This is a genomic window from Pantoea sp. X-Soil-TKNS-1211 (genome assembly GCF_059730495.1).
The window spans coordinates 3144177-3169958 of sequence record NZ_AP035953.1 but is presented as its reverse complement, the minus strand read 5'-3'; the positions used below and the strand labels follow the sequence as shown (position 1 = coordinate 3169958).

Here is a 25782-nt window from a genome sequence, read left to right as displayed (position 1 = left end):
AAAAGGGGGATATAACGGATAGGAATAATTAAGAAGAGAAGGGCGAGCTGTCGCTCGCCCTTAGCATCAGAATGCCAGCACCAGACCGGCAATCGCAGCGGAAAGCACGCTTACCAGGGTCGAGCCGTACAGCAGTTTCAGACCGAAGCGGGAAACGACGTTGCCCTGTTCTTCGTTCAGACCTTTAATCGCGCCTGCCACAATCCCGATAGAAGAGAAGTTAGCGAAGGAGACGAGGAATACCGACAGAATACCTTCCGCATGCGGTGACAGCTGACCGGCAATTTTTTGCAGATCCATCATCGCCACGAATTCGTTAGAGACCAGTTTGGTCGCCATGATGCTGCCCACCTGCAACGCTTCGTTGGAAGGCACGCCCATCACCCAGGCAAACGGGTAGAAGACATAACCCAACACACCCTGGAAGCTGATGCCGAAGATCACATCAAACAGCGCATTCAGGCCGGAAATCAGGGCGATAAAGCCAATCAACATCGCAGCAACGATAATCGCCACGCGGAAACCGGCAAGAATATATTCGCCCAGCATTTCGAAGAAGCTCTGACCTTTGTGCAGATCCTGCAACTGCAAATCTTCTTCGCTATCAACGCGGTACGGGTTAATCAGCGACAGCACGATAAAGGTACTGAACATGTTCAGCACCAGCGCAGCAACCACATATTTCGGTTGCAGCATGGTCATATAAGCGCCAACGATCGACATAGACACTGTCGACATCGCGGTAGCCGCCATGGTGTACATGCGGCGCTGTGACATTTTGCCGAGGATATCCTTATAGGCGATAAAGTTTTCTGATTGTCCCAGAATCAGAGAGCTAACGGCGTTAAAGGATTCCAGTTTGCCCATGCCATTGATTTTTGACAGCACAGTACCGATGCCACGAATCACCCAAGGCAGGATACGAAAATGCTGCAAAATACCGATCAGTGCAGAGATAAACACAATCGGGCACAGCACATTCAGGAAGAAGAAGGCGAGGCCTTTTTCATTCATATTGCCGAACACGAAGTTGGTGCCTTCTGCTGCATACTTAAGCAGATGGTCAAACAGACCAGCAAAACCCTTCACAAAGCCGAGACCGGCTTCCGAGTTAAGGAAGAACCAAGCCAGCAGGACTTCAATCACCAGAAGCTGAACGATATAGCGGATACGGATGCTTTTACGATCGTGACTGACCAACAAGGCCAGCACGGCTACCACCACCAATGCCAAAAGAAAGTGCAAAATATGGGACATGTCGGCTCCAAATTTGAGGAGGGTTGTATTTTGCTGCGTATTCTATGTAACGCGTTACTTAAAAACGAGATCTAAACCACATTATAAGTATTAACTATCGACATATTTTTAAGATTAGTCTCAACCATCACAACTTCTTCACACACTTTTTACAAGAAAAATAACCATAAAGTGATTGTCTATAAAATGACCCAAGGGTAGATTGAATCCTGTTGCACACATTTTGGCAAAACCTGACTTTACCGTACGATATAGCAAAGGCTATACTTTATAGCACTATCTATTAAAGCGATAACTATAACCATATTTCACTTGCCGCGCCTGCCTCGTAACCTGTACGGGTAAACAAGCGTTAAGACAGGGTCAAAACTATGTCAGAAAGCCGCACCGCAGAGCGCGCCGCTCGCGGAGCCAGAAAGATCAAACTTGCCTTGCTGGGACCGGCCTTCATCGCGGCTATCGGTTATATCGATCCCGGCAATTTCGCCACCAATATTCAGGCGGGGGCTGCGTACGGCTATAAACTGCTGTGGGTTGTGGTCTGGGCGAATATTATGGCGATGCTGATCCAGTTAATGTCCGCCAAGCTCGGGATTGCGACCGGCAAAAACCTCGCGGAACATATTCGCGATCGCTTCCCGCGTCCGGCGGTGTGGTTCTACTGGGTACAGGCTGAAATCATCGCTATGGCGACCGACCTGGCCGAATTTATCGGTGCTGCGCTTGGCTTTAAGTTGTTGCTTGGCATCTCGCTTTTTCAGGGCGCAGTGCTGACCGGTATTGCCACTTTCCTTATTCTAATGCTGCAAAATCGCGGACAAAAGCCCCTCGAATTGGTTATAGGCGGGCTGCTGCTGTTCGTGGCTGCGGCCTATATTGTTGAGTTGTTCTTCTCCCAGCCTAAAGTCAGTGAGCTGATTACCGGTATGGCGCTGCCGTCATTACCAACGGCAGATGCGGTGTTCCTTGCCGCCGGGGTACTCGGTGCAACCATTATGCCGCACGTGATTTATCTGCATTCGGCGCTGACGCAGTACGGCAATCAGGGCACCAAAGGGCAGCGTTACTCCTCCACCAAACTGGATGTGGCGATTGCCATGACCATCGCTGGGTTTGTTAATCTGGCAATGATGGCGACAGCGGCGGCGGCATTTCACTTCAGTGGCCATACCGGTATTGCCGATCTTGATCAGGCGTATCTGACGCTGCAACCGTTGCTAAGCCACGCGGCGGCGACGGTATTTGGTCTGAGTCTGGTGGCGGCAGGGCTGTCCTCCACGGTGGTGGGAACCCTGGCCGGGCAGGTGGTGATGCAGGGCTTTATCCGTTTCCAAATCCCGCTGTGGTTACGCCGTGCCATTACCATGCTGCCGTCATTTATCGTGATCTGGGCTGGTTGGGATCCGACACGCATTTTGGTGTTTAGTCAGGTGTTGTTGAGTTTTGGTATCGCGTTGGCGCTGGTGCCGCTGCTGTTCTTTACCGGCAACCGCGAACTGATGGGTGACGAGATGGTCAATTCACGTCTGATGCAAACCATTGGCTGGGTGATTGTGGCGCTGGTGGTGGCGTTGAATATTTATCTACTGGTAGGGCAGGCGCTGGGGTTGTAAACAAGGTGCGCCTGGAGCGCACCTGTTGTCGGTTCTTCAATGGTCGTGCCCACGACCATGCCCGTGCCCGTGACCATGATGATCGTGGCGATGTTCATAACGCCAGCGCTCATGACGACGACGTTCCTGCTCGCGTTTCCACGCCTCATGACGACGCCACTCTTCATGACGCCACCAGCGATGATCGTGGTAACGATAGCGATCGTTCCACCAACGCGGCTCGCGCCAGCGACCACCATCCCAGTAATAACCACGATGATCGCGATCGCCTAAATGCAGGGTGATACCAGGGGCCAGGTTAATGGTGGCACTACTGGCTTGGGCTGTGTGTAGTGCCAGCGGGGACAGCGTTGCCAGCAAAGCGGCAAACAAAATTCCACGTTTCATAATTCTCCTTTTCGGCAGCTTATCAGTTGCTCCCGTTGCGCCAGTCTGCCAGATCGGACCAAAAAGTCCTTAAGACGCAGTCTGAATGCGTTGAGGAAAATCTGAAATAAGAATTTTCTGCTGAAGGAGAGGCCCGGCGCTGGCCGGGCGGGAAAGCGGTTACACTAAAATTTCGTTGATGGTCTGTAACTCTTCCTGACTCAATGCTGACTGGCTCAGCATGGCTACCGCATCGTCAATTTGCGATGTTTTGCTGGCACCAATCAATACTGAGGTGACGCGTGTATCACGCAGCACCCAGCTCAGCGCCATCTGCGCCAGTTTCTGATCACGCTGCTGCGCAATGTTTTGCAGGGCACGAACCTTCGCCATTTTTTCCTGCGTCAGCTGATCTTCGTTCAAAAATTTGCTGCCGCTGGCAACCCGTGAATCCTCGGGAATACCTTGCAGATAGCGGTCAGTCAGAACGCCACCAGCCAGGGGCGAGAAGGCAATACAGCCGACGCCATTGTCGCCCAACACATCCAGCAGCCCTTGTTCCGGCGCGCGTTCAAACATCGAATAGCGTGGCTGATGGATCAGACAGGGTGTACCGAGGTCGCGCAAAATAGCAATCGCTTCAGCGGCTCGTTCTGCCGGGTAATTCGAGATGGCGGCATACAGCGCTTTGCCCTGACGGACTACCTGATCTAAGGCACGCATGGTCTCTTCCAGCGGCGTTTCCGGGTCCGGGCGGTGGTGATAGAAGATATCGACGTACTCCAGTCCCATGCGTTTCAGGCTTTGATCGAGGCTGGAGATCAAATACTTGCGGGAACCCCAGTCACCGTATGGTCCATCCCACATGGTGTAACCTGCTTTGGTGGAGATCAGCAATTCATCACGATAGCCACGAAAATCCTCACGCAGAATGCGACCAAAATTCTCTTCAGCCGATCCCGGCGGCGGCCCGTAGTTATTTGCCAGGTCAAAATGCGTAATGCCGCAATCAAAGGCGTGGCGCAGCAGCGTACGGCTGTTATCAACCCTGGTGCTGTCACCAAAGTTGTGCCACAAGCCGAGCGAGATAGCGGGAAGTTTCAGGCCACTACGGCCACTGCGTCGATATTGCATTTGTTGATAACGTTCGGGATGGGGAAAAACACTCATGCAGCGTTCCTGTCTCAAAAGGGAGAAAGTGTCATCAGCATAGCAGTGTATGCGTTTACACTAATGACAAACGCGTCGCCGATCCCAACTTACAGATTTTTCCCTCATCGTAACGATCTATTGCCAGAGTATTCTGAGAAAAGATGGTGAAAACTCAACCAATTCAGCTGCATCGATAATACTCCTGATATAACCCACACAGGAGTAGCTGCGCATGAAAACTCTAAAAGTTGGCGAATTTTTGTTGATGCGTTTACAGCAGGCGGGGATCCGTCACCTGTTCGGCGTGCCGGGAGATTACAATTTACAATTTCTCGATAGCGTCATTGCCCATCCGGATATCACCTGGGTGGGCTGTGCCAACGAATTGAATGCGGCCTATGCCGCTGATGGTTATGGTCGCTGCAACGGTGCGGCTGCCTTGTTGACGACCTTCGGGGTCGGAGAGCTGAGTGCGATTAACGGTATCGCTGGCAGCTATGCCGAATATGTGCCGGTGATTCATATCGTCGGCGCACCAGCCAGCCAGGTTCAGCAGCAGGGGGATTGTGTTCATCATTCGTTGGGCGATGGTGATTTCCGTCATTTCAGCCGGATGGCGGAGGAGGTCAGTGCGGCGAGTGCGGTACTGAGTGCAGAGAATGCTGCGCAGGAAATTGATCGCGTGATTGGCGAAGCCCTGCATCAGCACCGTCCCGGTTATCTGCTGCTGGCGGTCGATGTCGCTCAGATGGAGATCGCGCTGCCAGCGTCAGCCCCCGCCGTCAACTCATCCCCTTCTGCGGTGGCGGCCTTTGCGTTGGCAGCGGAAGCCATGTTGGCATCCGCCCGGCAGGTGGCGTTGCTGGCCGATTTTCTTGCCGCGCGCTGGCAACTGCAACCCCAGCTGTCTGCCCTGCGCCAGCACCGGGCCATTCCTGCTGCCACCCTGTTGATGGGCAAAGGTGTGCTGGACGAACAACAGCCAGGCTTTGTCGGCACCTATGCCGGGGAGGGCAGCACGCCAGCGGTGCGTGCGGCCATCGAAGAAACCGACGTGACGATTTGTGTTGGTGTGCGCTTCACCGATACCGTCACCGCCGGTTTCACCCAGCACCTCCCCGCTGAAAAACTGATCGATCTGCAACCGTTTCATGCGGTGGTGGCAGGGGAAACCTTCGCGCCGCTAACGCTGTCTGAAGCGCTGAACGCGCTGGAACCCTTGTTCCGCCGTTATGGTGAGCGCTGGGGCGTCGGTAACACCATGGCGAGGGAAGATGTGCCAGATGCTGATGCTTTCATCAGTCAACACTCCTTCTGGCAGGCAATGCAGCGCTTCCTGCTACCCGGTGATATTATCCTTGCCGATCAAGGTACTGCCGCTTTCGGTGCCGCCGCATTGCGTCTTCCCCACGATGTGCAACTGCTGGTGCAGCCGTTATGGGGGTCGATTGGCTATACTTTACCTGCCGCCTTTGGTGCGCAAACCGCGCAACCGGATCGGCGCGTGATTTTAATCATCGGCGACGGCTCGGCACAGCTAACCATTCAGGAGCTGGGTTCAATGCAGCGCGATGGTCAGCAACCGATTATTTTTCTTTTGAATAATGAAGGCTATACCGTTGAACGCGCGATACATGGTGCACATCAGCGTTATAACGATATTGCGCAGTGGAACTGGACCGCGCTGCCGCAGGCGCTCAGTCTGACAGGGGAAGCGCAAAGTTGGCGCGTCAGTGAAACGGTACAACTGGAGGCGGTGATGGCACGGTTGGCGGGTAATCAGCGTCTGTCGCTGGTGGAAGTGGTACTGGATAAAGACGATATCCCACCGTTGTTGCGCAAAGTGACTGCCTCGCTGCACCAGCGCAACGGCGGCTGAATTCGGACAGTTGCCTCTGTGCAGCCCGCCTGCTGCGTGGCAGGATGTGGTCGCACCTGAGTGATTACGCCCATCTGTCGCACTGATGGGCGTTGTTGTTTTATTGGTAGGCTTTTATAGTGTCCTGCAATTATTTATGACCCAAGCGGAGCAGCAGAAGAATGACAAAATACGCCCTGGTCGGCGACGTGGGCGGCACCAATGCCCGTCTCGCCCTGTGTGAGGTGGAAACCGGTGCCATCTCCCAGGCCACAACATTCTCAACAGCAGACTATGACAATCTTGAAGCGGTGATTCGTCACTATCTGGACGAGCAAAAGCAGGATATTAAAGATGCCTGCATCGCCATTGCCTGCCCGATCACCGGCGATTGGGTCGAAATGACCAACCATGACTGGGCCTTCTCCACGAAGCAGATGAAAGAAGGCCTCGGCTTTACCCATCTTGAAATCATTAATGATTTCACCGCCATCTCAATGGCCGTGCCGATGCTGGCTGAAAATGATGTGATTCAGTTTGGTGGCAAAGCGGCGGTGAAGGACAAACCGATCGCCATTTACGGTGCGGGCACCGGCCTCGGCGTCAGCCATCTGGTGCATGTCGATAAACGTTGGGTGAGTCTGCCGGGTGAGGGCGGGCACGTTGATTTCGCACCTAACAGCGAAGAAGAGGCCGAGATTCTGGAAGTGCTGCGTGCAGAGCTGGGCCATGTCTCGGCAGAACGCGTGCTATCTGGTTCCGGGCTGGTCAATCTGTATCGCGCCATCGTCAAATCGGACCAGCGTGAGCCGGAAAACCTGAAACCGAAAGATGTCACCGAACGTGCGTTGAAAGACAGCTGCATTGATTGCCGTCGCGCGTTGTCGCTGTTCTGCGTCATCATGGGACGGTTTGGCGGCAACCTGGCGCTGAACCTCGGCACCTTTGGTGGCGTGTATATCGCCGGTGGCATTGTGCCGCGCTTCCTCGACTTCTTTAAAGCGTCGGGCTTCCGTGCGGCGTTCGAAGATAAAGGTCGTTTCCGCGACTACCTGGTAGATATTCCGGTGTTTATGATCACCCACGATCAACCGGGCCTGCTCGGTGCAGGCGCACATCTGCGTCAGACATTGGGGCGCGTGCTGTAATCCCCCGTTGGCGAGCGGCCCTCAGCGCCGTTCGCCTCACAATCGCATCAATTGACGAAATGTTTTTACCTTGCTGCGACTCACCGGCACCTGCGCATCCAGGTCGCGTAATTTCACCAGATAGGTATTGTTGAACCAGGGTTCGATTTCGCGGATTTTACTCAGGTTGACGCAGTATGAACGGTGGCAGCGAAAGAAAACCGTCTCCGGTAAGCGGCTGCAAAACTCACTGATAGTCATCGACATTACATAGACTTCCCGCCGCGTATATACAAACGTCAGTTTCTCGTGCGCTTCCACGTAATAGATATCGTTAATATCAGTGACGATGATGCGCTCATCCTTAAGCAGATTCACCGTCTGTGGCGCGAGGGTTTGCGGGTTGCTGGCTGGGGATTGCTGCTGTTGCCAGCTCGCTTCCAGTTTGTTGAGCATAGTGATGATGCGCGATTCATGATACGGCTTCAGAATGTAGTCAAAAGCCTCCAGCTCAAACGCTTCCACCGCATGCTCTTTCCACGCAGTAATAAATACAATCAATGGCTTATGAGCGAATTGATTGATGTTTTGCGCCAGCAACATCCCATCCAGCGAAGGGATATTGATGTCGAGGAAAATGACATCGACCCGATGATTTTGCAGATATTTCAGCACTTCCAGACCGTCATCAAAGCAGGCTTCGAGGGTGATCTGGCTGTGATGCTGAATCATCCAGCTCAGCTCCTGCTGCGCCAGGAATTCGTCTTCGACAATAATGGCTTTCACGCTGAAGTCTCCGTCACGCTGGCGCGCGGTGTCGATAATCGGTGGCCATTTTTACTCAGGGTAAAGGAGATTTCGGTGCCAGGTTGATGACGCACGATCGTCAATCCCTGTCCGGAAAGCAGCTTAACCCGATGATGTACGTTAAGCAGACCAATTTTATTGCCGGGCATTTCATCTCGTGCCACACGCGACATCACCTCATCGCTAATACCTGCTCCGGTATCGCGCACCGCCACACGTACCCGGTCACCCAGATCTTTGACACTGAGTGTCACCACACCTTTGCCGCGGCAGGGTTGGATGCCGTGCACGATGGCATTTTCCACCAGCGGCTGAATCAGCAGGCTGGGCAGGGTAAAATGCAGGTCTTCATCGACGTCGTAGATCATCGATAATTTGTCACCAAAGCGTGCCTGCTCAATGGCAATGTAATCCTTCACCTGCCACAGCTCTTTTTTGATATCGATAGGTTCGTCGTCATTCAGTTCCAGGTTGTAACGCAGATAGCGCGACAGATTGATCACCAACTGACGCGCGGTATCCGGGTTCATCCGGATCGATGCCGAGATGGCGTTCAGCGCGTTAAACAGGAAATGCGGGTTGATCTTGCTCTGTAACGCACGCAACTCCGCTTTGTTCGCCATCTCACGAAGCTGCTCGGCACGGGACACTTCCAACTGGGTGGAGATGATTTGCGACAGCCCAACCGCCATCTCTTTCAGTGATCCGGTAATACGATGGGCGCGGCGATAATAGATTTTTAGCGTGCCGGTAACTTCCCCTTTTTCCCAAAGGGGAATAACCAGCATTGAATGAATATCTTTGGTGCGGTGCGCTTCATCATTATTCTTAATGATGATTTTGCCACTGGTGATCGCCTGCGCGGTGGTGGGGCTGAGGCCATCGTCGCCATTTTGATAGTTTTCTGCGCCATAACCGACATAGGCGAGAATCTGTTTAGTGTTGGTGATCGCCACCGCGTCCGCATGGATCTCGCAGCGAATGATGTCGCACACCTGATGCAGTGAGTGGCTGTTAATCTGGCGGAATAACGGCAGCGTTTTATTGGCAATCTCCAGCGCCAGCTTGGCCTGACGTGCCGCAATGGCTTCTTTTTCTCCTTCAACACTCTGCACCAGCAGCACAATCAAACCAATGCTGGAGGCTCCGAGGATCATCGGCAGCGCAATTTCGGAGACAATATCAAAACCGAGTGACATCGGCCTGGCCCACAGCACAATCAATACCATGGTGAGGGTTTCACACAGCATGCCGCCGAGAATACCCGCACGCCAACGTTGCTCTTTGCTTACCCGACGATTAATCGCTCCCGAAGCGACACCGGCAATGATGCTGGTGATCAGACAGGGGACTGAGGTAATACCATGAATATCAATCAGAAAACGATGCAGTCCGGCAATCACGCCGGTGGCGATACCAACCCACGGGCCAAACAAAATACCGCCCGACATCACAGCAATCACGCGCACGTTAAGCAGGGAACCATCGACATCAATACCTGACCAGGTGCTGAACAGGGCAAACAGCGAAAAGATCGCTGTCACCACCACTTTTTCCTGACGCGAATGTTCATCTTTCTGTAGCAACTGGCGAAACGCACGCGTCCGGGTAAGAAAGAACAGGCAGATCAGCATCAGTGCGGCGCGGTCAAATACCGCCAGCAGCATGTCAAAGTGAGAAGGCACAGGCATCTCGTCGGTAACCAGGGGGGTAGGGCTATGATAAAAAATGTGATCACGATCCGCCAGCGCCATGACAGCCCTCAGACACTTCTTATGGCCAGGATCAATTTTTGTCGGGGAAAAAACAAAAAGAGGAAAAGTTGAGTAATAAAAAGAGGATTACCTTTTTCCCTGCGGTGAGACTGGTTGTCACCGGCCCGGTTTGTTATGTTGGCCTAAGCTTTTTTCGGAGCGCAGCCATGCAATTAGTCACAGCTCGTTTGATCCTTGATCGCCTTCAGCCTGAAGACTGGCAAATTTTTAAAGCCGTACACGAAGATGCCGCCACCATGACCTGGGTGAGTGAAATTCCCGATGAGGAGGATATTCGCCAGCGTTTTACGGAACGTCTTGTTCCGTGGCAGGTCAGCAGCTTTCACATGCTGTGCATGGTGGCGCGCCTGCGTGAAACCGGCGAAGCGATTGGTCTGTTTGGCTGCAACCCGGAATGGGAGCCTTATCGGCAAGCTGAAGTCGGGTATATGATGCTGCACCGCTTTACCGGTCAGGGCTACGGCAGTGAAGCGTTGGGTGCACTTTGTACGTTTTTACTGCAAGCCGAATTTCATAAGCTGAAAGCGCTGGTGGTGGAGGGGAATTGGCCGTCACGACGCATTCTGGAGAAGAATGATTTCGTACTGGAGGGGGTTTTGCGAGATAATTATCTGTTAAATGGCCAATGGGTGAACGATTGGGTGCTCGGCCGTCTGAATCAGCAGAAATAAAAAAATTATCTTCGGTACTCGACAATCCGGTAATCGCCGCGTTATGTTTTGGGTTCGGTCACAGCAGTGACCCACGTCGCTCGGACGGTCCGGGCGCTAACGTACTCCAGAGGACATCATGGCTGATCACAGCACACCCCGTCGTTTTTCTCGTATTGACCGCCTTCCCCCTTACGTTTTTAACATCACCGCTGAATTGAAGATGGCTGCACGTCGGCGCGGCGAAGACATCATCGATTTTTCGATGGGGAACCCGGATGGTGCGACGCCACCGCATATCGTAGAAAAACTGTGCCAGGTGGCCCAACGTGAGGACACACACGGCTACTCCACCTCGAAAGGGATTCCGCGTCTGCGCCGTGCCATTTCACGCTGGTACGCTGACCGTTATCAGGTGGATATCGATCCTGAGTCCGAAGCCATTGTCACCATTGGTTCGAAAGAGGGACTGGCGCATCTGATGTTGGCCACCCTCGACCACGGCGACACCGTGCTGGTGCCGAATCCAAGCTACCCGATTCATATTTACGGCGCAGTGATTGCCGGAGCGCAGGTCCGTTCTGTGCCGCTGGTGGCGGGCGTCGATTTCTTTAACGAGCTGGAACGCGCGATTCGCGAAAGCTACCCAAAACCGAAGATGATGATTCTGGGTTTCCCGTCAAACCCGACCGCGCAGTGCGTTGAGCTGGACTTCTTCGAGCGCGTGATTGCGTTGGCGAAACAGTACAACGTGCTGGTGATCCACGACCTGGCCTATGCCGACATCGTCTACGATGGCTGGAAAGCCCCGTCGATCATGCAGGTACCAGGCGCACGCGATGTCGCGGTAGAGTTTTTCACCCTGTCGAAAAGCTACAACATGGCGGGCTGGCGTATCGGCTTTATGGTCGGGAATAAAGAGCTGGTCTCGGCGCTGGCGCGCATCAAGAGTTACCACGACTACGGAACCTTTACCCCGTTGCAGGTGGCGGCAATTGCCGCACTGGAAGGGGATCAGCAATGTGTGCGCGACATTGCCGAGCAGTACAAACGTCGCCGCGATGTGTTGGTAAAAGGATTACATGAAGCTGGCTGGATGGTGGAGATGCCGAAAGCCTCAATGTACGTCTGGGCCAAAATCCCTGACCATTACGCGCACCTTGGCTCGCTGGAGTTTGCTAAGCGTTTGTTGCAGGACGCCAAAGTGTGTGTGTCGCCGGGCATCGGATTTGGTGATTACGGTGATACCCATGTGCGTTTTGCGCTGATTGAGAACAGCGACCGTATTCGTCAGGCGGTGCGAGGGATTAAATCGATGTTCCGTGCCGACGGTATTCTGCCCGGAACGGTGAAAACCTCAGACGACGAATAGCCCCCTAAATAATTCGAGTTTCAGCAAGGCGGCAAGCGAGTGAATCCCCAGGAACTTACTAAAGTTAGTGACTGGGGTGAACAAGCGCAGCCAACGCAGATGCAACTCGAAGTATGACGGGGGCTTCCTGGTGATTCTACAGCATCAGCATGAAGGTGCCGACCCAGATTAACAGGAAAAAAGAGACTCCCATCAAAGCGTATTTCACACTACAACTCCTCTGAGCGTTTACGACGATGGTGATCCCAGACCAGCGTAACGCGACAGAATAAGAGAAAGGTGGAGTTCATCACCGCTACACGCTTTCATCTCAGGTCGTTCAGAGCAAACTCAGAACAGGATCGAACGCTAATTTACGCGTAATTTTTCTGAAAAGAAATAGATCCAATCTGAGATATTTCTCACGTTTTTACCGCACTTCAATCTCAGGAATTGCCGACATCCCAACGCGTAATTGCGCCAGATTAGCCTGGTTCGCATCCAGCACGATTTTCACCGGCAGACGTTGAACTACCTTGGTGTAGTTGCCGGTGGCGTTATCCGGTGAAATGGCGGAAAAGGTCGCGCCGGTGGCCGGGGCGATGCTGTCTACATGGCCGGAAAAGGTCTTGCCTGGTAACGCATCAATGCGCACCAGTACCTTTTGTCCCTCACGCACATCGGTCAACTGGGTTTCCAGATAATTGGCGGTGATATAGGTTTGCTGCAGGGGCACCACGGCCAGCAAACGGGTTCCGGCAGTGACATAGGCACCGAGTCGCACCGAACGCTGACCGACCATGCCATCGACCGGCGCGACGATGTGCGTATAGGAAAGATTAAGCTGCGCCTGATCGACGCTGGCTTGCGCGGCGGTGACATCCGCCTCTGCCTGACGCAACGCCGCCTGCAATACGCCCACTTCCTTCACCGCGGCTGCCAACGCTGCTTCGCTCTGGCGTACGGTGGCGGCAGCGGAACGTTGCGTGGAGCTGGCTTTCTGCTGCTCATCGGCGGCGATGGTGCCACTTTTATACAGACTGTCGTAACGCGCCGCGCTCTGTCCGGCGTACTGTGCCGAAGCCTGGCTGGCAGCCAGCGTTGCTTTGGCCTGATCGATGGTGGATTGTTGCTGCTCCAGTTGCGCCTGGCTACTCAGACGTTTGGCTTCACTGACCTGTAAATTGGCTTTGGCGGTTTCCAGCGCCACGCGATAGTCGCGGTCATCCAGGGTCGCCAGCAGCTCACCGGCCTTGACGCGTTGGTTATCCTGCACGTTAACGCTGGCGATATAGCCAGAAACTTTCGGTGCGACCAGGGTGTAATCCGCATTGACGTAAGCATCATCGGTTCGGTGATCGTTGCCGGTCATTGTCGACCAGACAAAAAAAGCCATGATCAGCAACAGCAGCAATAAGGTGCTCAGCAGCACCGTTCTCTTCAGAGCAAAAGCACGCATATCAGTTATCTCGACGTGTTTGTAACAGGTTGAATCAGGGTTTGCGGTGGCCAGACTCGTTTCGGCAGCCAGGCGGTGAGCAGCAGGAGCAGTGCGGCAAAGCCAATCAGCATCAGATAGCTATCGCTCAGGCTCAACACCATCGCCTGATGTTTCAACAAACTGGCGAAGCCACTCAGGTTTTCACTGTTGCTGGCGCTGCCATCCGGCAGCAAGGGGAAACTGCTGCTGGCCTGCGCACTGGTTGGCGCGGTCATCAGCCACGAACGACTGGCGGCATTGCCGACCAGAATATTGGAATGAAACTGTTCGCGATGACTGATAAACCACTCCACCAGCGTACTGGCGGCGACGCTGGAGAAGCCGCGCACGGTATTGAACATCGCCGAGGCGAACGGACCTTCCGGCGGCGCAACCACGCTGGTGGCGCTCATCAGCACCGGCAAAATCACCATCGGTTGACCAAAAGCCTGCAAAATTTGTATCAGCCAGAAATTCTGTCGTCCCCAGTCGGTGGTGACCTGCATACCGAGCAGGCAGGAGGCCACAAGCAATGCCACGCCTGTGGTCAGCATCCAGCGGCAGTCAATCCAGCGGATATTCAGCAGTGCAGCAATCAATGGTGCGATTAATAACTGCGGCAAACCGACGATCAGCGCTAAGGGCGCAAATTGCAGGGTACGGAAACCTTCGATCTGGCCAAAATAAGCGGAGGGCAGGGCAGATCCAGAAAGCGACAGAATCAGCACTCCAGCCAGGGCCAACAGGCCGTGCGCGAGGTTGCGGCGTTGCAGCATCTGCAACTTAAACAGCGGCAACGGATGAAACCATTCATTAATAAAGAACACAATCAGCAATGCCGCTGCGCTGAATAATAGCGCGACGATTAATGGTGAGCTGAGCCAGTCCAGACGTTCACCTTGCGTCAGCGCGAGGATTAGCAACGCCATACCGCTGCAACCGGTCATCATGCCGAACAGGTCCATCTGCTGGAAACGCTCAAAACGCAGTGGGTCCTGCGGCAGCCCCCAGTTAATCAGCAGCATGGCGATCAGCATGGCGGGTACCACCTGCCAGAACACGAACATCCAGCTGACGTCATCGGTCCAGAAGGCGGCCAGTGAGGCGGCAAGATTAGGGCCGAAGGTGGCTGTCAGCGCATAAGCGCCAAGGCCATATAATTTGATTGGCGGGGGTAAGAAACGCAGCGCGACCGTCATCAGTAACGGGGGCAGAGCGCCACCGAACAGACCCTGGATAACGCGTAGGGTAATAAATGAGGTGGCATTGGGTAGCAGCGGCAGCAGAATGCCGGTGATCATAAAGCCAGCCGAGACGGTGAGCGCAAAACGGCGCAGCGAGAAGGTGACGGCAAACCAAGGGGCAATCATCATGGCGGCCACTTCGGCGGCCTGGTAAGCAGAAATGATCCAGCTACCCTGATCGTAACTGATGCCAATGGCCGCACGGATATCCACCAGAGCGATGTCAGTGACGCGATCGTTTAAACCGGCGGTCAGCGCGGCAATCAGCACACCCACCAGACCGAGCGCGAGGCGCAGGGTAAAAGGATGGGGTGCCGGGGCCGCTGCGGGCTGGGCATTCATAGCAGGTTTCTCATTATGTTGATGCAGTGTATTGCGATGTGATACAGGTCGCATATTACATCCCGGTATGTTGTATTGCAATGTGATACAGGGTGTAAAAGTGCGGTTAATCGCGCTAAAGTAAGCCAGGTCACAAAGGAACGAAACATGGTTGAACTTCCCTCCTGCCGTGAGGATGAAAAAGCGGGCGGTATTCAGGTCATCGCTCGCGCGGCAAAAATTCTAAATGCATTGGGTGAACACCCCGGCGGTATGAGTCTGGGGGAGATTGCTCAGGTAGTGGATTTGCCTCGCTCAACGGTGCAACGTATTGTCGCCGCGTTGGATAACGCGCAACTGGTGCGCAGCAGTGGCGCGGGTGGCTTACGGTTGGGACCGGCGCTTCTCAAGCTGATCTCCAGCGTGCATAGTGACGTGGTTGAAGTGGTGCGTCCTTTCCTTGAACGACTTTCCGCAGAAACCAACGAAACTGTTTCGCTGGCGCGTGCCAGTGGGACGCAATTGGCTATCGTCCATTATGTGGTAGCGTCACGCGAACTGCGTGTGGTGCCGCGTATGGGGCTGAATCTGCCGTTGTACAGCACCTCGGGTGGTCGTGCCCTGCTGGCACTGGAGAGTGATGATGATGTCCGTGTGATGGTTGGCGAAGCCTATAAAGAGCTGACAGAGATGACCATCAAAACGCTGCCGCAATTGTTGGAACTGATCAGTGAGGTGCGCAAAACCGGTTTCTCCTACGATCGTGGCGAGACGCTGGAGGGCATCTCGACCATGGCGGTGGCGATCGACACTTTATTTGGCCGCTTCTCTATTTCACTGCTGGTGCCGACAGCGCGTTTTCGTAAATACGAAGCGCGTTATTGTGAGGAAATCCTGAAGTGTAAAGAGGCGCTGACCCGTGAAATTGGCAAAATGACCGCTGTTGAAGGATAACCACTGATGAAAACCTTATTAATGGCCATTGATAACTCTCCAGTGGCGGAAAAAGTGATCGCGCTGACAATTGAACAGGCGCTTGCGCACCAGGCGCAGGTGGTGGTGCTGTGCTGCGTCGACCCCGCCTATTCGTCCTGTAATCAACCAATCGAGATTGATGCAGGTGAAGATCCGGATGATTTTCTGGTGGCAAAGGATGAACAAAATACTGCGGAAATGGTGGTGCGCCATGCGCTGGCACCGATTCTGCGTGCAGGGGTGACGGCTAAAGGGGTTATTTTGGCCGGGGAAGCGGCGGAAACCATCGTGGCACAATCGGCGGCGGTACAGGCGAGCATGATTATCATGGGACGCCGCCATCTTTCACCGTTTAACCGCCTGCTGAAAGGCTCGGTCAGTGCCGCCGTGATTGAACGTGCCAACTGTCCGGTTCTGATTGACGTTCGCAAGGATTAATAACCGCTCCATGCTCTCGCTTTTCCTCATCACGCTGGTGGCATTTGTGCTGCTGGCGTTGATCATTATTGTGCTGTTGCGTACCACCGCATTGCGTCTTTGGCAGGGGGTGCTGCTTTTTCTGTTGCCGGTATTGCTGGCTAATTTGCTGTGGTTTAGCTGGCTCCATCCACGTCAGCAACGGCAAGAGCTGGCGTCCGAAGTGGCAAATCAACTCAGCCAGGCTCCGGGTTATCGGCTATTGAAAACCCAGGAACCTGTGCTGTGGCAGCTACTGAATCGTGAGTTGTTGCATAAACGTCTGGCCGGGGTGCCGCCGGATGAAGCGCTGGGCGAAATGCGTGGTTGGTTGTTTGATTTAGTTAATCAACGTCTGGTGCGTGCCAGTGATACAGCCATCCTCAATTATATTCGTGTCTCCGTCGAGGAGATGCAGGCGCTGCAACAACAGAATGCACAAAGCTGCTTCCGTTTTCTCTACCCGCAGGTGAATGGTGGTGTCAATTTACAGCAATTGCTACCACCACAACTGAATCAGCGTGATGCACAGGCATTAGATGCGTTGCTGGCGCAAAGTACCGGAGATGAACAACCGCTGGATAATCAGGCGGCGCAGCGCGATTTGCAAAAGGTGGTGGAGACGCTGTACACAAAATGGGGCGATCGTCTGCAACAGCTCAATATGCCGGCGGATACGACGGTCGATCGTTCAGCAATGTGCGCGATGTCGATTGACCTCTACAGCGGCATTCTCGCATTGCCTGACAAACAAGCTGCCAATCTTCTGCGTAAAATGGTCAGCCTTACCGGATAGCGGGCAAAAAAAAGCCCGCTCAGCACGGGCATAAGGTCACAATCAGTCAGTCTCTTTCGTTATTCACCTGGTGTGGCGTGGACTTCGTTTGGTCTGAGAAAAGTATGTCACTGCAGAAGTGATAAGAGTAGCCGTTTGGTTTTATCAATTTAATTGGTAAAATCTTTTCTTTGTTCAGATATTTCGCGTCCCATTCCTATAGCCGGGCGCAGCGCCGTCTTTTACACTGCGGTGCTAAATGAGGACATCACAATGAAAAATGGGTTAATTGGTGCCATTGCGCTATTAATGTTGTCTGGCTGTAGTGTCAGCCAGCCAGGGGGATTTGAGCGAGTGGATGAAGACCTCAGCTCAAATACTGTCCAGTATCGTTACGATCCACAGACATTTAATAAAGATGCCATGGCAGCAGATTTGGCAGAATATTGTAGCAAGCGTGGGTTTGATAAAGTTGAAGCCCTACCCGCCCAGGATAGTCATATTCCAGGACTAAAGAAAGCCTGGTATCAATGTAATTACGCGGTGAAAAGTTAAAAAATAAGGGCGGGGAATTTCCCCGCCCTTTTTCTTTTTTATTATTTGCTGTGTGTGAGCTTTGCCCGATTACCAGTGTCTGCCAGGGCCTGGTCCGTGGTGCCAGCCACCGCCGTGCCAGCCGCCATGCGGCGGTCCCCAGCCAGGTCCACGTCCGTGGCCGCCATCAATAATACAACCGCTCAGCATGGCGACAACGGCAACAACGGACGCGACTTTAATTAGTTTTTTCATGGAGAGTCCTCCTCTTTTCCAATGAGGCCAGATTACAGTGGAAAAGTGGAGCGAAGATGCAGCGAATGTAGAGTTATTTCTGGATCTATTGCTGAATATTTCAATTTGCGCGGGAGGGTGTCAGGAATGAATATAAACCAATCGGAATAAGCTGAATGCCCGATGATAATAACGCGATTACTCTGAAAATCAAGTCTAAATAATATCTGTTCTCAATTAAGATAAAATGACGCGATCAGCGCGATTTATCGCGCGGGTTTCTGGGATACAGGCTAAAGTCAGGGCAGCTAAATAAGGAGCAATCATGACGCGTGAAGTAATAAATGTACTGAGCTTGCAGGCGGAGCTGGCAGAGTGTCCTTTGTGGTCAACCCGCGAGCAGGTGCTGTGGTGCGTGGATATTCTGGCGCCTGCCATTCATCGTTTCGATCCCGCCAGTGGTGAGTTGCTTACCTTTCCCCAACAGGAAGAAGTCGGTTGTATCGGGTTGCGCGCGCAGGGCGGCTTAATCGCAGCATTGCGCAGTGGTGTCTGGCTGCTGGATGAACAGGGAAAACCCCAGTGTAAGCTGGCGGATAATCCGGGGATAGCCGCGCAGAGCCGTTTTAACGATGGACGCGTCGATCCATGGGGGAATTTTTGGTGCGGCAGCCTGTGGGAGCCGCAGGATAAAAACGGCGGATTACTGTGTCGTGTGACGCCTGACGGCAAATTAACGGTGATGGCGCAGGATGTGAAAATATCCAATGGCCTGGCGTTCTCGCCGGATCGTCAATGGATGTATCACAGCGATACGCCGAATGAGGTGCTGTATCGTTATCCACTGAATGAACAAACGGGTGCGCCGGGCGAGCGTCAGCTTTTCCGCCAATTTGATGCGCAAGGGGGCTTGCCGGATGGTGCCGCCGTGGACAGCGAAGGTTACTACTGGTCAGCCTTATTTGATGGTGGGCGGGTGGTGCGCATTGATCCGCTGACGGCGGAGATCGTTGATGAGATTACATTGCCGGTACGCTGGCCGACGATGGTGGCGTTTGGTGGTGCCGATCTGAAAACCCTGTATATCACCTCATCTCGTGAGCATCGTACCGCTGAGGAGCTGGCACGTTATCCGCAGTCAGGGGATATTTTCGCCGTGGAAGTTGATGTGGCGGGCGTGGCGGAGCCGTTTTATAAAGGATAAAAACATGCCGCGCCCACAGGCACGGCATGTTGAGGTGAAGAGAATTAACTGCGATGCAACACCGGCTCCTGCACATTGTGACGTTGCGGCAGACGGATGCTGAGTGACAGGAATAGGGAAATCACCAGCAAGGTCATAATCAGGCTGAAGGTGATGGTGAAGCCACCAAACACTGAGGCTACCAGTGAACCCAAGACGCTGCCGATACCAAAGCCGAGATAGATCAGGCCGTAATTTTTCGTCAGGTTGTTCAGACCGAAGAAATCACTGACCAGCGACGGGAAGACGGTGATGGTGCCGCCGAAGCTGAATGCTACGCAGGCCAGAGAAATAAAGAAGGTGGATTCATTCATGTGGGTGAAGAGCAGAATGCTCATCCCTGCCAGTGAAACCACCTGTGCCAGCGAAATCACCCGGATACGCGCCATTTTATCGGACAGCACACCCAGAACCAGACGGCCACTCAGGTTAGCGATGGCAATTACTGTCACCGCATTCGCCGCAGTTTGCGTGCTGAGATGAACCAGACCTTCACCGATATCTTTCGCCACACCAATGACATACAGGCCACTCATGCAAGCGGTGAGGAACATCAGCGCCAGCATCCAGTACTGCGGCAAACGGATGGACTGCGCCAGGGTGTAGTCTTTAGTTTGCACGGCTGAGGTGGTGTTGCTCTGCTGCACCGGTGCGTCACGCATCAGTAGCGCGCCGAGGATGATCATGGTCATCGCCATCACCCCCCAAATCACAAAGGTATTTTCCAGCCCCTGCGTGCTGAGCAGCGCACCACAAATAAACTTAAAGCCGAGGCTACCTAAGCCATAAGCACCGATGGCACAGGCGGAGATTACCCCTTTACGTTCCGGGAACCATTTTACGCAGTTGGATAAGGTCAGCAGATAACCGGCACCATCCGCCAGCCCGACCAGCACGCCCGCGCTGAGATACAGCATCATCAGGTTATCCGCATGGGCAGTTAACCAGAAACCCAACGCCATCAGCACGCCAGCGCCGATGGTGACATTCCGCACGCCAAAGCGTTCCTGTAATTTACCGGCCAGTGATGAAGCAATCGCCAGGCCAAGGCTCAGTAAACCAAACGAGAACGCCACCTGACTAACGGGGGCGTCGAGTTTTTGCGCCAGTTGACCGTTAAACAGGCTCCAGGTATAGACCGAACCTAACGCGAACTGGGTCAAAATGGTGCCAGCCAGGGTGAGCCAGCGAGTACGTTGGTAATTTGATGTGGTGGTTTGCATTTTTTTCTCTCCCATCCGGGAATTCGGAAACTGAGGCGATGGTAAATCGCTCGCGCGTGGGCGTGGGAATAAAGGGCGTGAGAGGCTGTGACGACGGAATGAAATGCAGCGAAACGGGTATGAATGGCATTGCGATATTTGCTGGCAGGTATTGCGTGTCAGCGCATGAAAGGTTGTTGCCTTGCGTGATGATGTGTAACCAGATGCGTCCCAGGCGATTTCTCGGCTGCAAATTAGCGAGATTTTGCCAGGCTTAAAATTCACTTCTCAGGAGGAAATATGAAAGACCGAGCATATGAATCCGCGTCAAGCGAGGATGAAGTTTGCTGCATCATCGGTCAGGCGGTGATCGAGTTAAGTGATGAGCATCAACCAGTGAATAAATCCACACTGTCGTTGAAACTACTGGCAATGGCCGACCGCGACAGAGACGATGAACGCATCTTGCTTTACTGGATTGCCAGAAAAGCCATCAATCAACCTCACCAGCTCAATATCGGCGTGCAGGGCTGGCGCTAAGAGGACCAGAGAGCGGGCGCAATGCCCGCTCTCGTGCTTCAGGCCAGACGCAGACGTTTTGCCATCGGCCAGCGTACGAACATCACCATATTCCCTGCCAGAATCATCACCAGACCAACAATCGCGTTGCTGTGCCATTGATAACCTTCATAAAGGGTGGATAAGGTTAGCGCCACCAGCGGAAACAGCAGCGTACTGTAGGCAGCCTGACTGGCCCCGATACGTCCAACCAGGGTGAAATACGCGCCAAACCCCAGCACCGAACCAAAAATCGCCAGATAGCTCATCGAACCAAGCCATTGCAGATTGAGTGCCGGAGCCAGTGAATCGCCGTTCAGTATCGCCAGCGCCGCCATGATCAGCGCACCGTAAAGCATGGCATAGCTGTTGGTGGTTAGTACATCGCGCTGACGTCGCTGGTGGCGTGTCGAAATCATATTGCCAAAGGAGAAGCCGAGCGTACCGAGCGCGCTCAGTCCCACGCCCCATAATAGTTGCGGTGCCGGATGTGCCGCGCGGATGTCGCTCCAGAACAATGCAACAATGCCGCCCAAGCCCAGAATAGCGGCAGGGAGCAAACGGAATGGTGGGCGTTGACGGAAGAAAATCCAACTATTCAAAGCATTATAAAGCACGGCCATGGAAAAAATGACGGATTCCAGCCCACTGCTGATCCATGCGGCGGCATGATAGAAGCAGACAAAATTGAAGCCAAACACACAGCATCCCTGTAACAGGCAAAATAGATGATCCTGCGCATCCAGCTTTTTCAGGCGGCGAATCAGTTTCAGTACTACCAGCATGACCAGCGAGGCCAGTAAAAAGCGCCAGAACACCGCCACGAAGACCGGTGTGTCTGCCGCTTCCTGCTGTAAAAAAATCGCAATCCAGGTGGTGCCCCAGATTAAAACCACCGCCAGATACAACATCAGGTTCATTTTGACCTCTCCACAACTTATTTTGCGGCGAGTGTGATGCCACTCCCGGTTGATGACTTGCATCCCCTTGCGCTGCAATTGCAAAATCTTGCGCTTTTTCTGTCTGCGTCCCAATGTGACCTGTTTTATGTCCGCCTGAATCCGTAAACTGGACGCTATTGCCCAGCGAGTGATTTTGACCATGCCTGACTACCAGACTTTTAACATGCTCCAGCGCCACAAAGCACAACTGCGTGACAGCGTGCAACTGAGTAGCGGCATCAAGTTGGCAGCCTGGTTTAATAGCGACGATCGCGTGACGAATCTGAGTAATCACCATACCCTCAGCCTGTATACCGCCGATGGCTATGATACCTGGCATAAAACCCAGCATGGCTGGCGCAACGGCGGTGGACCTGATCGTTTTTGTCTGATGCCGTCCGGCACCGAATCGGTGTGGGATATTCGTTCTGACTTGTCGTTTGTGCATCTTTACTGCACCGATCAACACCTGCGTCAGATGGCGGAACAAATCTGGGATCGCAGTCCCGCTCGCCTGAATCTGCATGAGAAGGTGTTTTCGACAGATGATCGCATCACCCAACTCTACCGTCATTTCCTGCTCAGTACCGACTGGCAACAGCCCGCCAACCAACTGATGCTCAGTAGCGCGTCAACGCTATTAATGACGCACTTGTTGCAGCACTACAGCGATGTGCAATGGCAGGCTCCGCAGGTCCGTGGCGGGCTGGCCCCGGTGGTGTTACGTCGCATTCTGGCGTATGTCGATGCGCATCTTGATCAACCGCTCACGCTGGCGCACCTCGCGGCCGAGGCGGCACTCAGCGAGTTCCATTTCGCCCGCATGTTCCGCGCCAGCGTCGGTGAGGCACCACATCAATATGTGATGCGTCGCCGGATGGATGAAGCGCTGACATTGCTCAGACACACGGCGCTACCGCTGACAGAGATTGCGCTGCGCTGTGGTTTCCACTCATCCAGTCATTTCAGTAACCGTTTCCGGCAGTTGCATGGCGTGACGCCTTCGTCGTGGCGGCAGGAGCAGCGGTAAGATCATCTCAGCGCAAAATTCAGGTTACTATGATCTGACATCTGCTTCTTGAGGAACTTACCTTCAATGCCTCAATACCAGCACCCCTTTCAATCTGGTCTCACTAGCATGAACTTACTGGTTGAAGTAGGGGGGGGATAACGCAATGTTACTATCACTTGGTTAGTGATGGGTGCTTAAGCGAGGAAGCCAAATATGGAAATCCGTGTGTCAAAGCAGGAACAGGATCTGAGCGAAATATGGCGTTCCCTGCAGGGATCGAACCTGCAACTAGCCCTTAGGAGGGGCTCGTTATATCCATTTAACTAAGGGAACGTCGGCGCGCAGTATACCTCAGCGTCCGGGTAAATTTAACCGCCAGTCTCCCGTTTGCTCAATAACTCAACAAATTAGCGTGATTTCTCACGCTTCTCCTGGCGTTTTTGCTCGGCGCGGGCTTTGGCTTTTGCCGCTTCGCTCATGTCATTACGAATCTGCGCGTGACTGATTAAGGCAAAAATCAGCGTCCCTCCCGTGATATTGCCAAGCAGCGTGGGCAGGGCGAATGGCCAGAGAAATTCATACCAGGGAATGCTGCCGGCAAAGACCAGATACAGCACCTCTACTGAACCGACCACGATGTGCGCTAAATCACCGAGTGCAACCAGCCAGGTCATCATCACAATCACCACGATTTTCGCCGCCCCGGCATAAGGAAACATCCACACCATGGTGGCGATAATCCAACCGGAAATCACCGCATTGGCGAACATCTCGCCCGGTGAATTTGCCATGACTTTTTCACTGATCACCGTGAAGGCCTGGCGGGTTGCCTCGTCAAAGATTGGCATATAATTAAAGGCCAATGCTCCCAACGCAGTCCCGACCAAATTCCCCGCCAGCACCACACCCCAGAAGCGCAGTAACAGCAACATATTTCCCGACGTGGGTTTGTGCATTATGGGGAGTACCGCCGTCACGGTGTTTTCGGTAAACAGCTGCTGGCGCGCCATAATCACGATGACAAAGCCAAAGGTATAGCCAAGATTCTCCAGCAAAAAGGCACCGGGGACGCCCTCCAGATGTACCTGGAAAATTCCTTTCGCCATCAGAGAGGCACCCATTGACATACCGGCGGCAATCGCTGACCACAACAGTGCCATGCCGTCACGCTCCAGCTCCTTTTCCCCGTCCTGACGTATCTCTTCATGGATGGCAGCAGCACGTGAGGGTAACGCCTCCTCATCGACTTCTATCTTCGTACCTTGCGCTTTTTCTTCGCTTTCAACGTCATTGCTATCTGGTGAAATCGATGGTGATTGCTTCATGTTTTCCCCCGGTGATAATGCCATCGCGTAATAAGCGTAGCCGTTTTGCGCAAGACCGATTTGTTACGTAGATTCAAATTAAGAGTAACAAGATTTTAACTGTGGTGGTTTTTTGAGCAATTTATTGATCTGAACCCCTCGTTTACCCCGTTTGGGGTAGGTGTGACATGGCTCACAGACTACGGCCCACAGATTCATTGTGGTATTATCCCGGCCTAATTTCATTGCCGTGATTCCCCCTTTTATGCTCGAAGTCATTAATCTCTCTTGTGTTCGCGATGAGCGTACCCTGTTCAATGGGCTGAGCTTTGGTGTCGAAGCAGGTGATATCGTGCAAATCGAGGGGCCAAACGGTGCGGGAAAAACTTCGTTACTGCGTTTGCTGGCCGGGTTAAGCCGGGCGGAAGAAGGTGAGGTGCTGTGGCAGGGACAGCCGATCCGCCAGCAACGAGAAATATGGCATCAAAATCTGCTTTATCTTGGCCATCACCCTGGGGTGAAATCGGTACTCTCTCCGCTGGAGAATTTACATTTCTGGCATGGTGACAATCACAGTGACGCGATCTTTGCGGCGCTGGAACAGGTTGATCTGCTGGGGTATGAAGAGGTGCCGGTCGCACAACTCTCTGCCGGTCAGCAGCGTCGTGTCGCGTTGGCTCGTCTGTGGCTCAGTCCTGCAGCCCTGTGGATTCTGGATGAGCCGCTGACGGCTATCGATAAGGCCGGAGTAGAAAAATTAATGGCACGCTTTATGCAGCATGCCGATAACGGAGGCGCGGTGATCCTGACCACGCATCAGGATCTGCCGGATAGCGCCGGGCGGGTACGTAAAATTCGTCTGGTATCGGAGTGGGCATGATGCTGGGCCGTGTGATTCAGCGTGAGCTGAAAATTGCCTTCCGCAGTGGTGCGGAAGTGATTAACCCGCTGTGGTTTTTCCTGATTGTGATTACGCTGTTCCCGCTGGGTATTGGCCCCGATCCACAACAACTGGCGCGCATTGCCCCGGGCATTGCATGGGTGGCAGCGTTGCTGGCGTCGTTACTGGCGCTGGAACGTCTGTTCCGTGATGACTTTTTGGATGGTTCGCTGGAGCAGTTGCTGCTACTGCCAACGCCGCTGCCGGTAACGGTTCTGGGCAAAGTGATTGCTCACTGGCTGATTACCGGATTGCCGCTGATTTTATTGTCCCCGCTGGCGGCACTGCTGTTGTCGCTGGATTTTGCCGGGTGGCGTGCTATGGCGTTAACCCTGTTGCTGGGGACGCCCACGCTGAGTTTTCTTGGGGCTATCGGCACTGGTCTGACCGTTGGCTTACGGCGCGGCGGGGTGCTACTGAGTTTGCTGGTATTGCCGCTGGCGATACCGGTGTTGATTTTTGCCAGCGCTGCGATTGATGCCGCCGGACAGGGCCTGCCGATTGGCGGTTATCTGGCGATTCTCGGGGCCATGCTGGCAGGCAGCGCCACGCTGTCACCGTTTGCTACGGCGGCAGCGCTGCGTATTAGCCTGCATTAAATCGTGCA

The 25782-nt window shown here is 53.6% G+C and carries 26 protein-coding genes and 1 tRNA gene; 14 read left to right on the top strand and 13 right to left on the bottom strand.

What is annotated here, in order from left to right; all coding sequences use genetic code 11:
- Positions 1-66: 66 nt before the first annotated feature.
- Positions 67-1257, bottom strand: a complete 1191-nt coding sequence (locus AC6I8W_RS14970; RefSeq protein ID WP_013509976.1) for a NupC/NupG family nucleoside CNT transporter — start codon at positions 1255-1257, stop codon at positions 67-69.
- 371 nt (positions 1258-1628) lie between these two features.
- On the opposite strand from AC6I8W_RS14970, the gene AC6I8W_RS14965 reads away from it, so the two are divergent.
- Entirely contained in the window at positions 1629-2870 is a 1242-nt protein-coding gene (locus tag AC6I8W_RS14965) for an Nramp family divalent metal transporter (protein ID WP_497835650.1), read from the top strand.
- 36 nt (positions 2871-2906) lie between these two features.
- Here AC6I8W_RS14965 and AC6I8W_RS14960 read toward each other — a convergent pair whose 3' ends face one another.
- Positions 2907-3257: a DUF2502 domain-containing protein gene (locus AC6I8W_RS14960; protein ID WP_497835649.1), complete on the bottom strand. Its 351-nt coding sequence runs from the start codon at positions 3255-3257 to the stop codon at positions 2907-2909.
- Between the two features lie 159 nt (positions 3258-3416).
- Positions 3417-4406 carry an L-glyceraldehyde 3-phosphate reductase gene (gene mgrA, locus AC6I8W_RS14955; RefSeq protein WP_497835648.1) on the bottom strand — a complete coding sequence of 330 codons (990 nt, stop codon included), beginning with the start codon at positions 4404-4406 and terminating at the stop codon, positions 3417-3419.
- A gap of 214 nt (positions 4407-4620) precedes the next feature.
- Here mgrA and AC6I8W_RS14950 point away from each other — a divergent pair, with 214 nt between their 5' ends.
- On the top strand, positions 4621-6267 hold the full coding sequence (locus tag AC6I8W_RS14950) for an alpha-keto acid decarboxylase family protein (protein ID WP_497835647.1): 1647 nt from the start codon (positions 4621-4623) through the stop codon (positions 6265-6267).
- Positions 6268-6428: 161 nt separating this feature from the next.
- Positions 6429-7394: a glucokinase gene (glk, locus tag AC6I8W_RS14945; RefSeq protein ID WP_497835646.1), complete on the top strand. Its 966-nt coding sequence runs from the start codon at positions 6429-6431 to the stop codon at positions 7392-7394.
- Positions 7395-7430: 36 nt separating this feature from the next.
- Here the strand turns inward: glk and AC6I8W_RS14940 are convergent, their stop codons facing one another.
- Both AC6I8W_RS14940 and AC6I8W_RS14935 read right to left on the bottom strand, forming a co-directional pair.
- Entirely contained in the window at positions 7431-8159 is a 729-nt protein-coding gene (locus tag AC6I8W_RS14940; protein ID WP_497835645.1) for a LytR/AlgR family response regulator transcription factor, read from the bottom strand.
- The gene (locus AC6I8W_RS14935) at positions 8156-9847 is read right to left on the bottom strand and encodes a LytS/YhcK type 5TM receptor domain-containing protein (protein WP_497838201.1); all 1692 of its coding nucleotides are present in this window, start codon (positions 9845-9847) and stop codon (positions 8156-8158) included. Before AC6I8W_RS14935 ends, AC6I8W_RS14940 begins: the two co-directional genes overlap by 4 nt.
- 254 nt (positions 9848-10101) lie before the next feature.
- Here AC6I8W_RS14935 and AC6I8W_RS14930 point away from each other — a divergent pair, with 254 nt between their 5' ends.
- Positions 10102-10626 carry a GNAT family N-acetyltransferase gene (locus tag AC6I8W_RS14930; protein ID WP_497835644.1) on the top strand — a complete coding sequence of 175 codons (525 nt, stop codon included), beginning with the start codon at positions 10102-10104 and terminating at the stop codon, positions 10624-10626.
- A 118-nt stretch (positions 10627-10744) separates the two neighbouring features.
- A complete protein-coding gene (gene alaC, locus AC6I8W_RS14925; protein WP_497835643.1) occupies positions 10745-11977 on the top strand; it encodes an alanine transaminase in 1233 nt (410 codons plus the stop codon).
- A 136-nt stretch (positions 11978-12113) separates the two neighbouring features.
- Here alaC and ypdK read toward each other — a convergent pair whose 3' ends face one another.
- The 3 genes from ypdK to AC6I8W_RS14910 all read right to left on the bottom strand — a co-directional run bounded on the left by ypdK (position 12114) and on the right by AC6I8W_RS14910 (position 15022).
- A complete protein-coding gene (gene ypdK, locus AC6I8W_RS14920) occupies positions 12114-12185 on the bottom strand; it encodes a membrane protein YpdK (RefSeq protein WP_497838200.1) in 72 nt (23 codons plus the stop codon).
- A gap of 201 nt (positions 12186-12386) precedes the next feature.
- Positions 12387-13415 carry an HlyD family secretion protein gene (locus AC6I8W_RS14915; protein WP_497835642.1) on the bottom strand — a complete coding sequence of 343 codons (1029 nt, stop codon included), beginning with the start codon at positions 13413-13415 and terminating at the stop codon, positions 12387-12389.
- 5 nt (positions 13416-13420) lie between these two features.
- Positions 13421-15022 carry an MFS transporter gene (locus AC6I8W_RS14910; protein WP_497835641.1) on the bottom strand — a complete coding sequence of 534 codons (1602 nt, stop codon included), beginning with the start codon at positions 15020-15022 and terminating at the stop codon, positions 13421-13423.
- Positions 15023-15169: 147 nt separating this feature from the next.
- Between AC6I8W_RS14910 and AC6I8W_RS14905 the strand changes: the two genes are divergently transcribed.
- The 4 genes from AC6I8W_RS14905 to AC6I8W_RS14890 all read left to right on the top strand — a co-directional run bounded on the left by AC6I8W_RS14905 (position 15170) and on the right by AC6I8W_RS14890 (position 17762).
- Positions 15170-15955 (top strand): IclR family transcriptional regulator, encoded by a 786-nt coding sequence (locus AC6I8W_RS14905; protein ID WP_497835640.1) that lies wholly within the window; start codon positions 15170-15172, stop codon positions 15953-15955.
- A 6-nt stretch (positions 15956-15961) separates the two neighbouring features.
- Entirely contained in the window at positions 15962-16414 is a 453-nt protein-coding gene (locus AC6I8W_RS14900) for a universal stress protein (RefSeq protein ID WP_497835639.1), read from the top strand.
- A gap of 10 nt (positions 16415-16424) precedes the next feature.
- Positions 16425-17228: a hypothetical protein gene (locus AC6I8W_RS14895; protein WP_497835638.1), complete on the top strand. Its 804-nt coding sequence runs from the start codon at positions 16425-16427 to the stop codon at positions 17226-17228.
- A 252-nt stretch (positions 17229-17480) separates the two neighbouring features.
- Positions 17481-17762, top strand: a complete 282-nt coding sequence (locus tag AC6I8W_RS14890) for a hypothetical protein (protein ID WP_497835637.1) — start codon at positions 17481-17483, stop codon at positions 17760-17762.
- Positions 17763-17831: 69 nt separating this feature from the next.
- Here AC6I8W_RS14890 and AC6I8W_RS14885 read toward each other — a convergent pair whose 3' ends face one another.
- Positions 17832-17996 carry a hypothetical protein gene (locus tag AC6I8W_RS14885; RefSeq protein WP_497835636.1) on the bottom strand — a complete coding sequence of 55 codons (165 nt, stop codon included), beginning with the start codon at positions 17994-17996 and terminating at the stop codon, positions 17832-17834.
- A gap of 304 nt (positions 17997-18300) precedes the next feature.
- Here AC6I8W_RS14885 and AC6I8W_RS14880 point away from each other — a divergent pair, with 304 nt between their 5' ends.
- Positions 18301-19179: an SMP-30/gluconolactonase/LRE family protein gene (locus AC6I8W_RS14880; protein WP_497835635.1), complete on the top strand. Its 879-nt coding sequence runs from the start codon at positions 18301-18303 to the stop codon at positions 19177-19179.
- Between the two features lie 44 nt (positions 19180-19223).
- Here AC6I8W_RS14880 and AC6I8W_RS14875 read toward each other — a convergent pair whose 3' ends face one another.
- Complete coding sequence (locus tag AC6I8W_RS14875; protein ID WP_497835634.1) at positions 19224-20441, bottom strand: L-lactate MFS transporter; 1218 nt, start codon at positions 20439-20441, stop codon at positions 19224-19226.
- Between the two features lie 279 nt (positions 20442-20720).
- Between AC6I8W_RS14875 and AC6I8W_RS14870 the strand changes: the two genes are divergently transcribed.
- Entirely contained in the window at positions 20721-20960 is a 240-nt protein-coding gene (locus AC6I8W_RS14870; protein WP_013509957.1) for a hypothetical protein, read from the top strand.
- Positions 20961-20998: 38 nt separating this feature from the next.
- Here the strand turns inward: AC6I8W_RS14870 and AC6I8W_RS14865 are convergent, their stop codons facing one another.
- Entirely contained in the window at positions 20999-21898 is a 900-nt protein-coding gene (locus tag AC6I8W_RS14865; protein ID WP_497835633.1) for a DMT family transporter, read from the bottom strand.
- Between the two features lie 181 nt (positions 21899-22079).
- Between AC6I8W_RS14865 and AC6I8W_RS14860 the strand changes: the two genes are divergently transcribed.
- Entirely contained in the window at positions 22080-22949 is an 870-nt protein-coding gene (locus AC6I8W_RS14860) for an AraC family transcriptional regulator (RefSeq protein WP_497835632.1), read from the top strand.
- Between the two features lie 240 nt (positions 22950-23189).
- Here the strand turns inward: AC6I8W_RS14860 and AC6I8W_RS14855 are convergent.
- Both AC6I8W_RS14855 and AC6I8W_RS14850 read right to left on the bottom strand, forming a co-directional pair.
- A tRNA-Arg gene (locus AC6I8W_RS14855) sits at positions 23190-23264 on the bottom strand.
- Positions 23265-23338: 74 nt separating this feature from the next.
- Complete coding sequence (locus AC6I8W_RS14850; RefSeq protein WP_497835631.1) at positions 23339-24256, bottom strand: formate/nitrite transporter family protein; 918 nt, start codon at positions 24254-24256, stop codon at positions 23339-23341.
- A gap of 244 nt (positions 24257-24500) precedes the next feature.
- Between AC6I8W_RS14850 and ccmA the strand changes: the two genes are divergently transcribed.
- Entirely contained in the window at positions 24501-25115 is a 615-nt protein-coding gene (gene ccmA, locus AC6I8W_RS14845) for a cytochrome c biogenesis heme-transporting ATPase CcmA (RefSeq protein WP_497835630.1), read from the top strand.
- Positions 25115-25774: a heme exporter protein CcmB gene (ccmB, locus tag AC6I8W_RS14840; protein WP_036626878.1), complete on the top strand. Its 660-nt coding sequence runs from the start codon at positions 25115-25117 to the stop codon at positions 25772-25774. Before ccmA ends, ccmB begins: the two co-directional genes overlap by 1 nt.
- Positions 25775-25782: the final 8 nt, after the last annotated feature.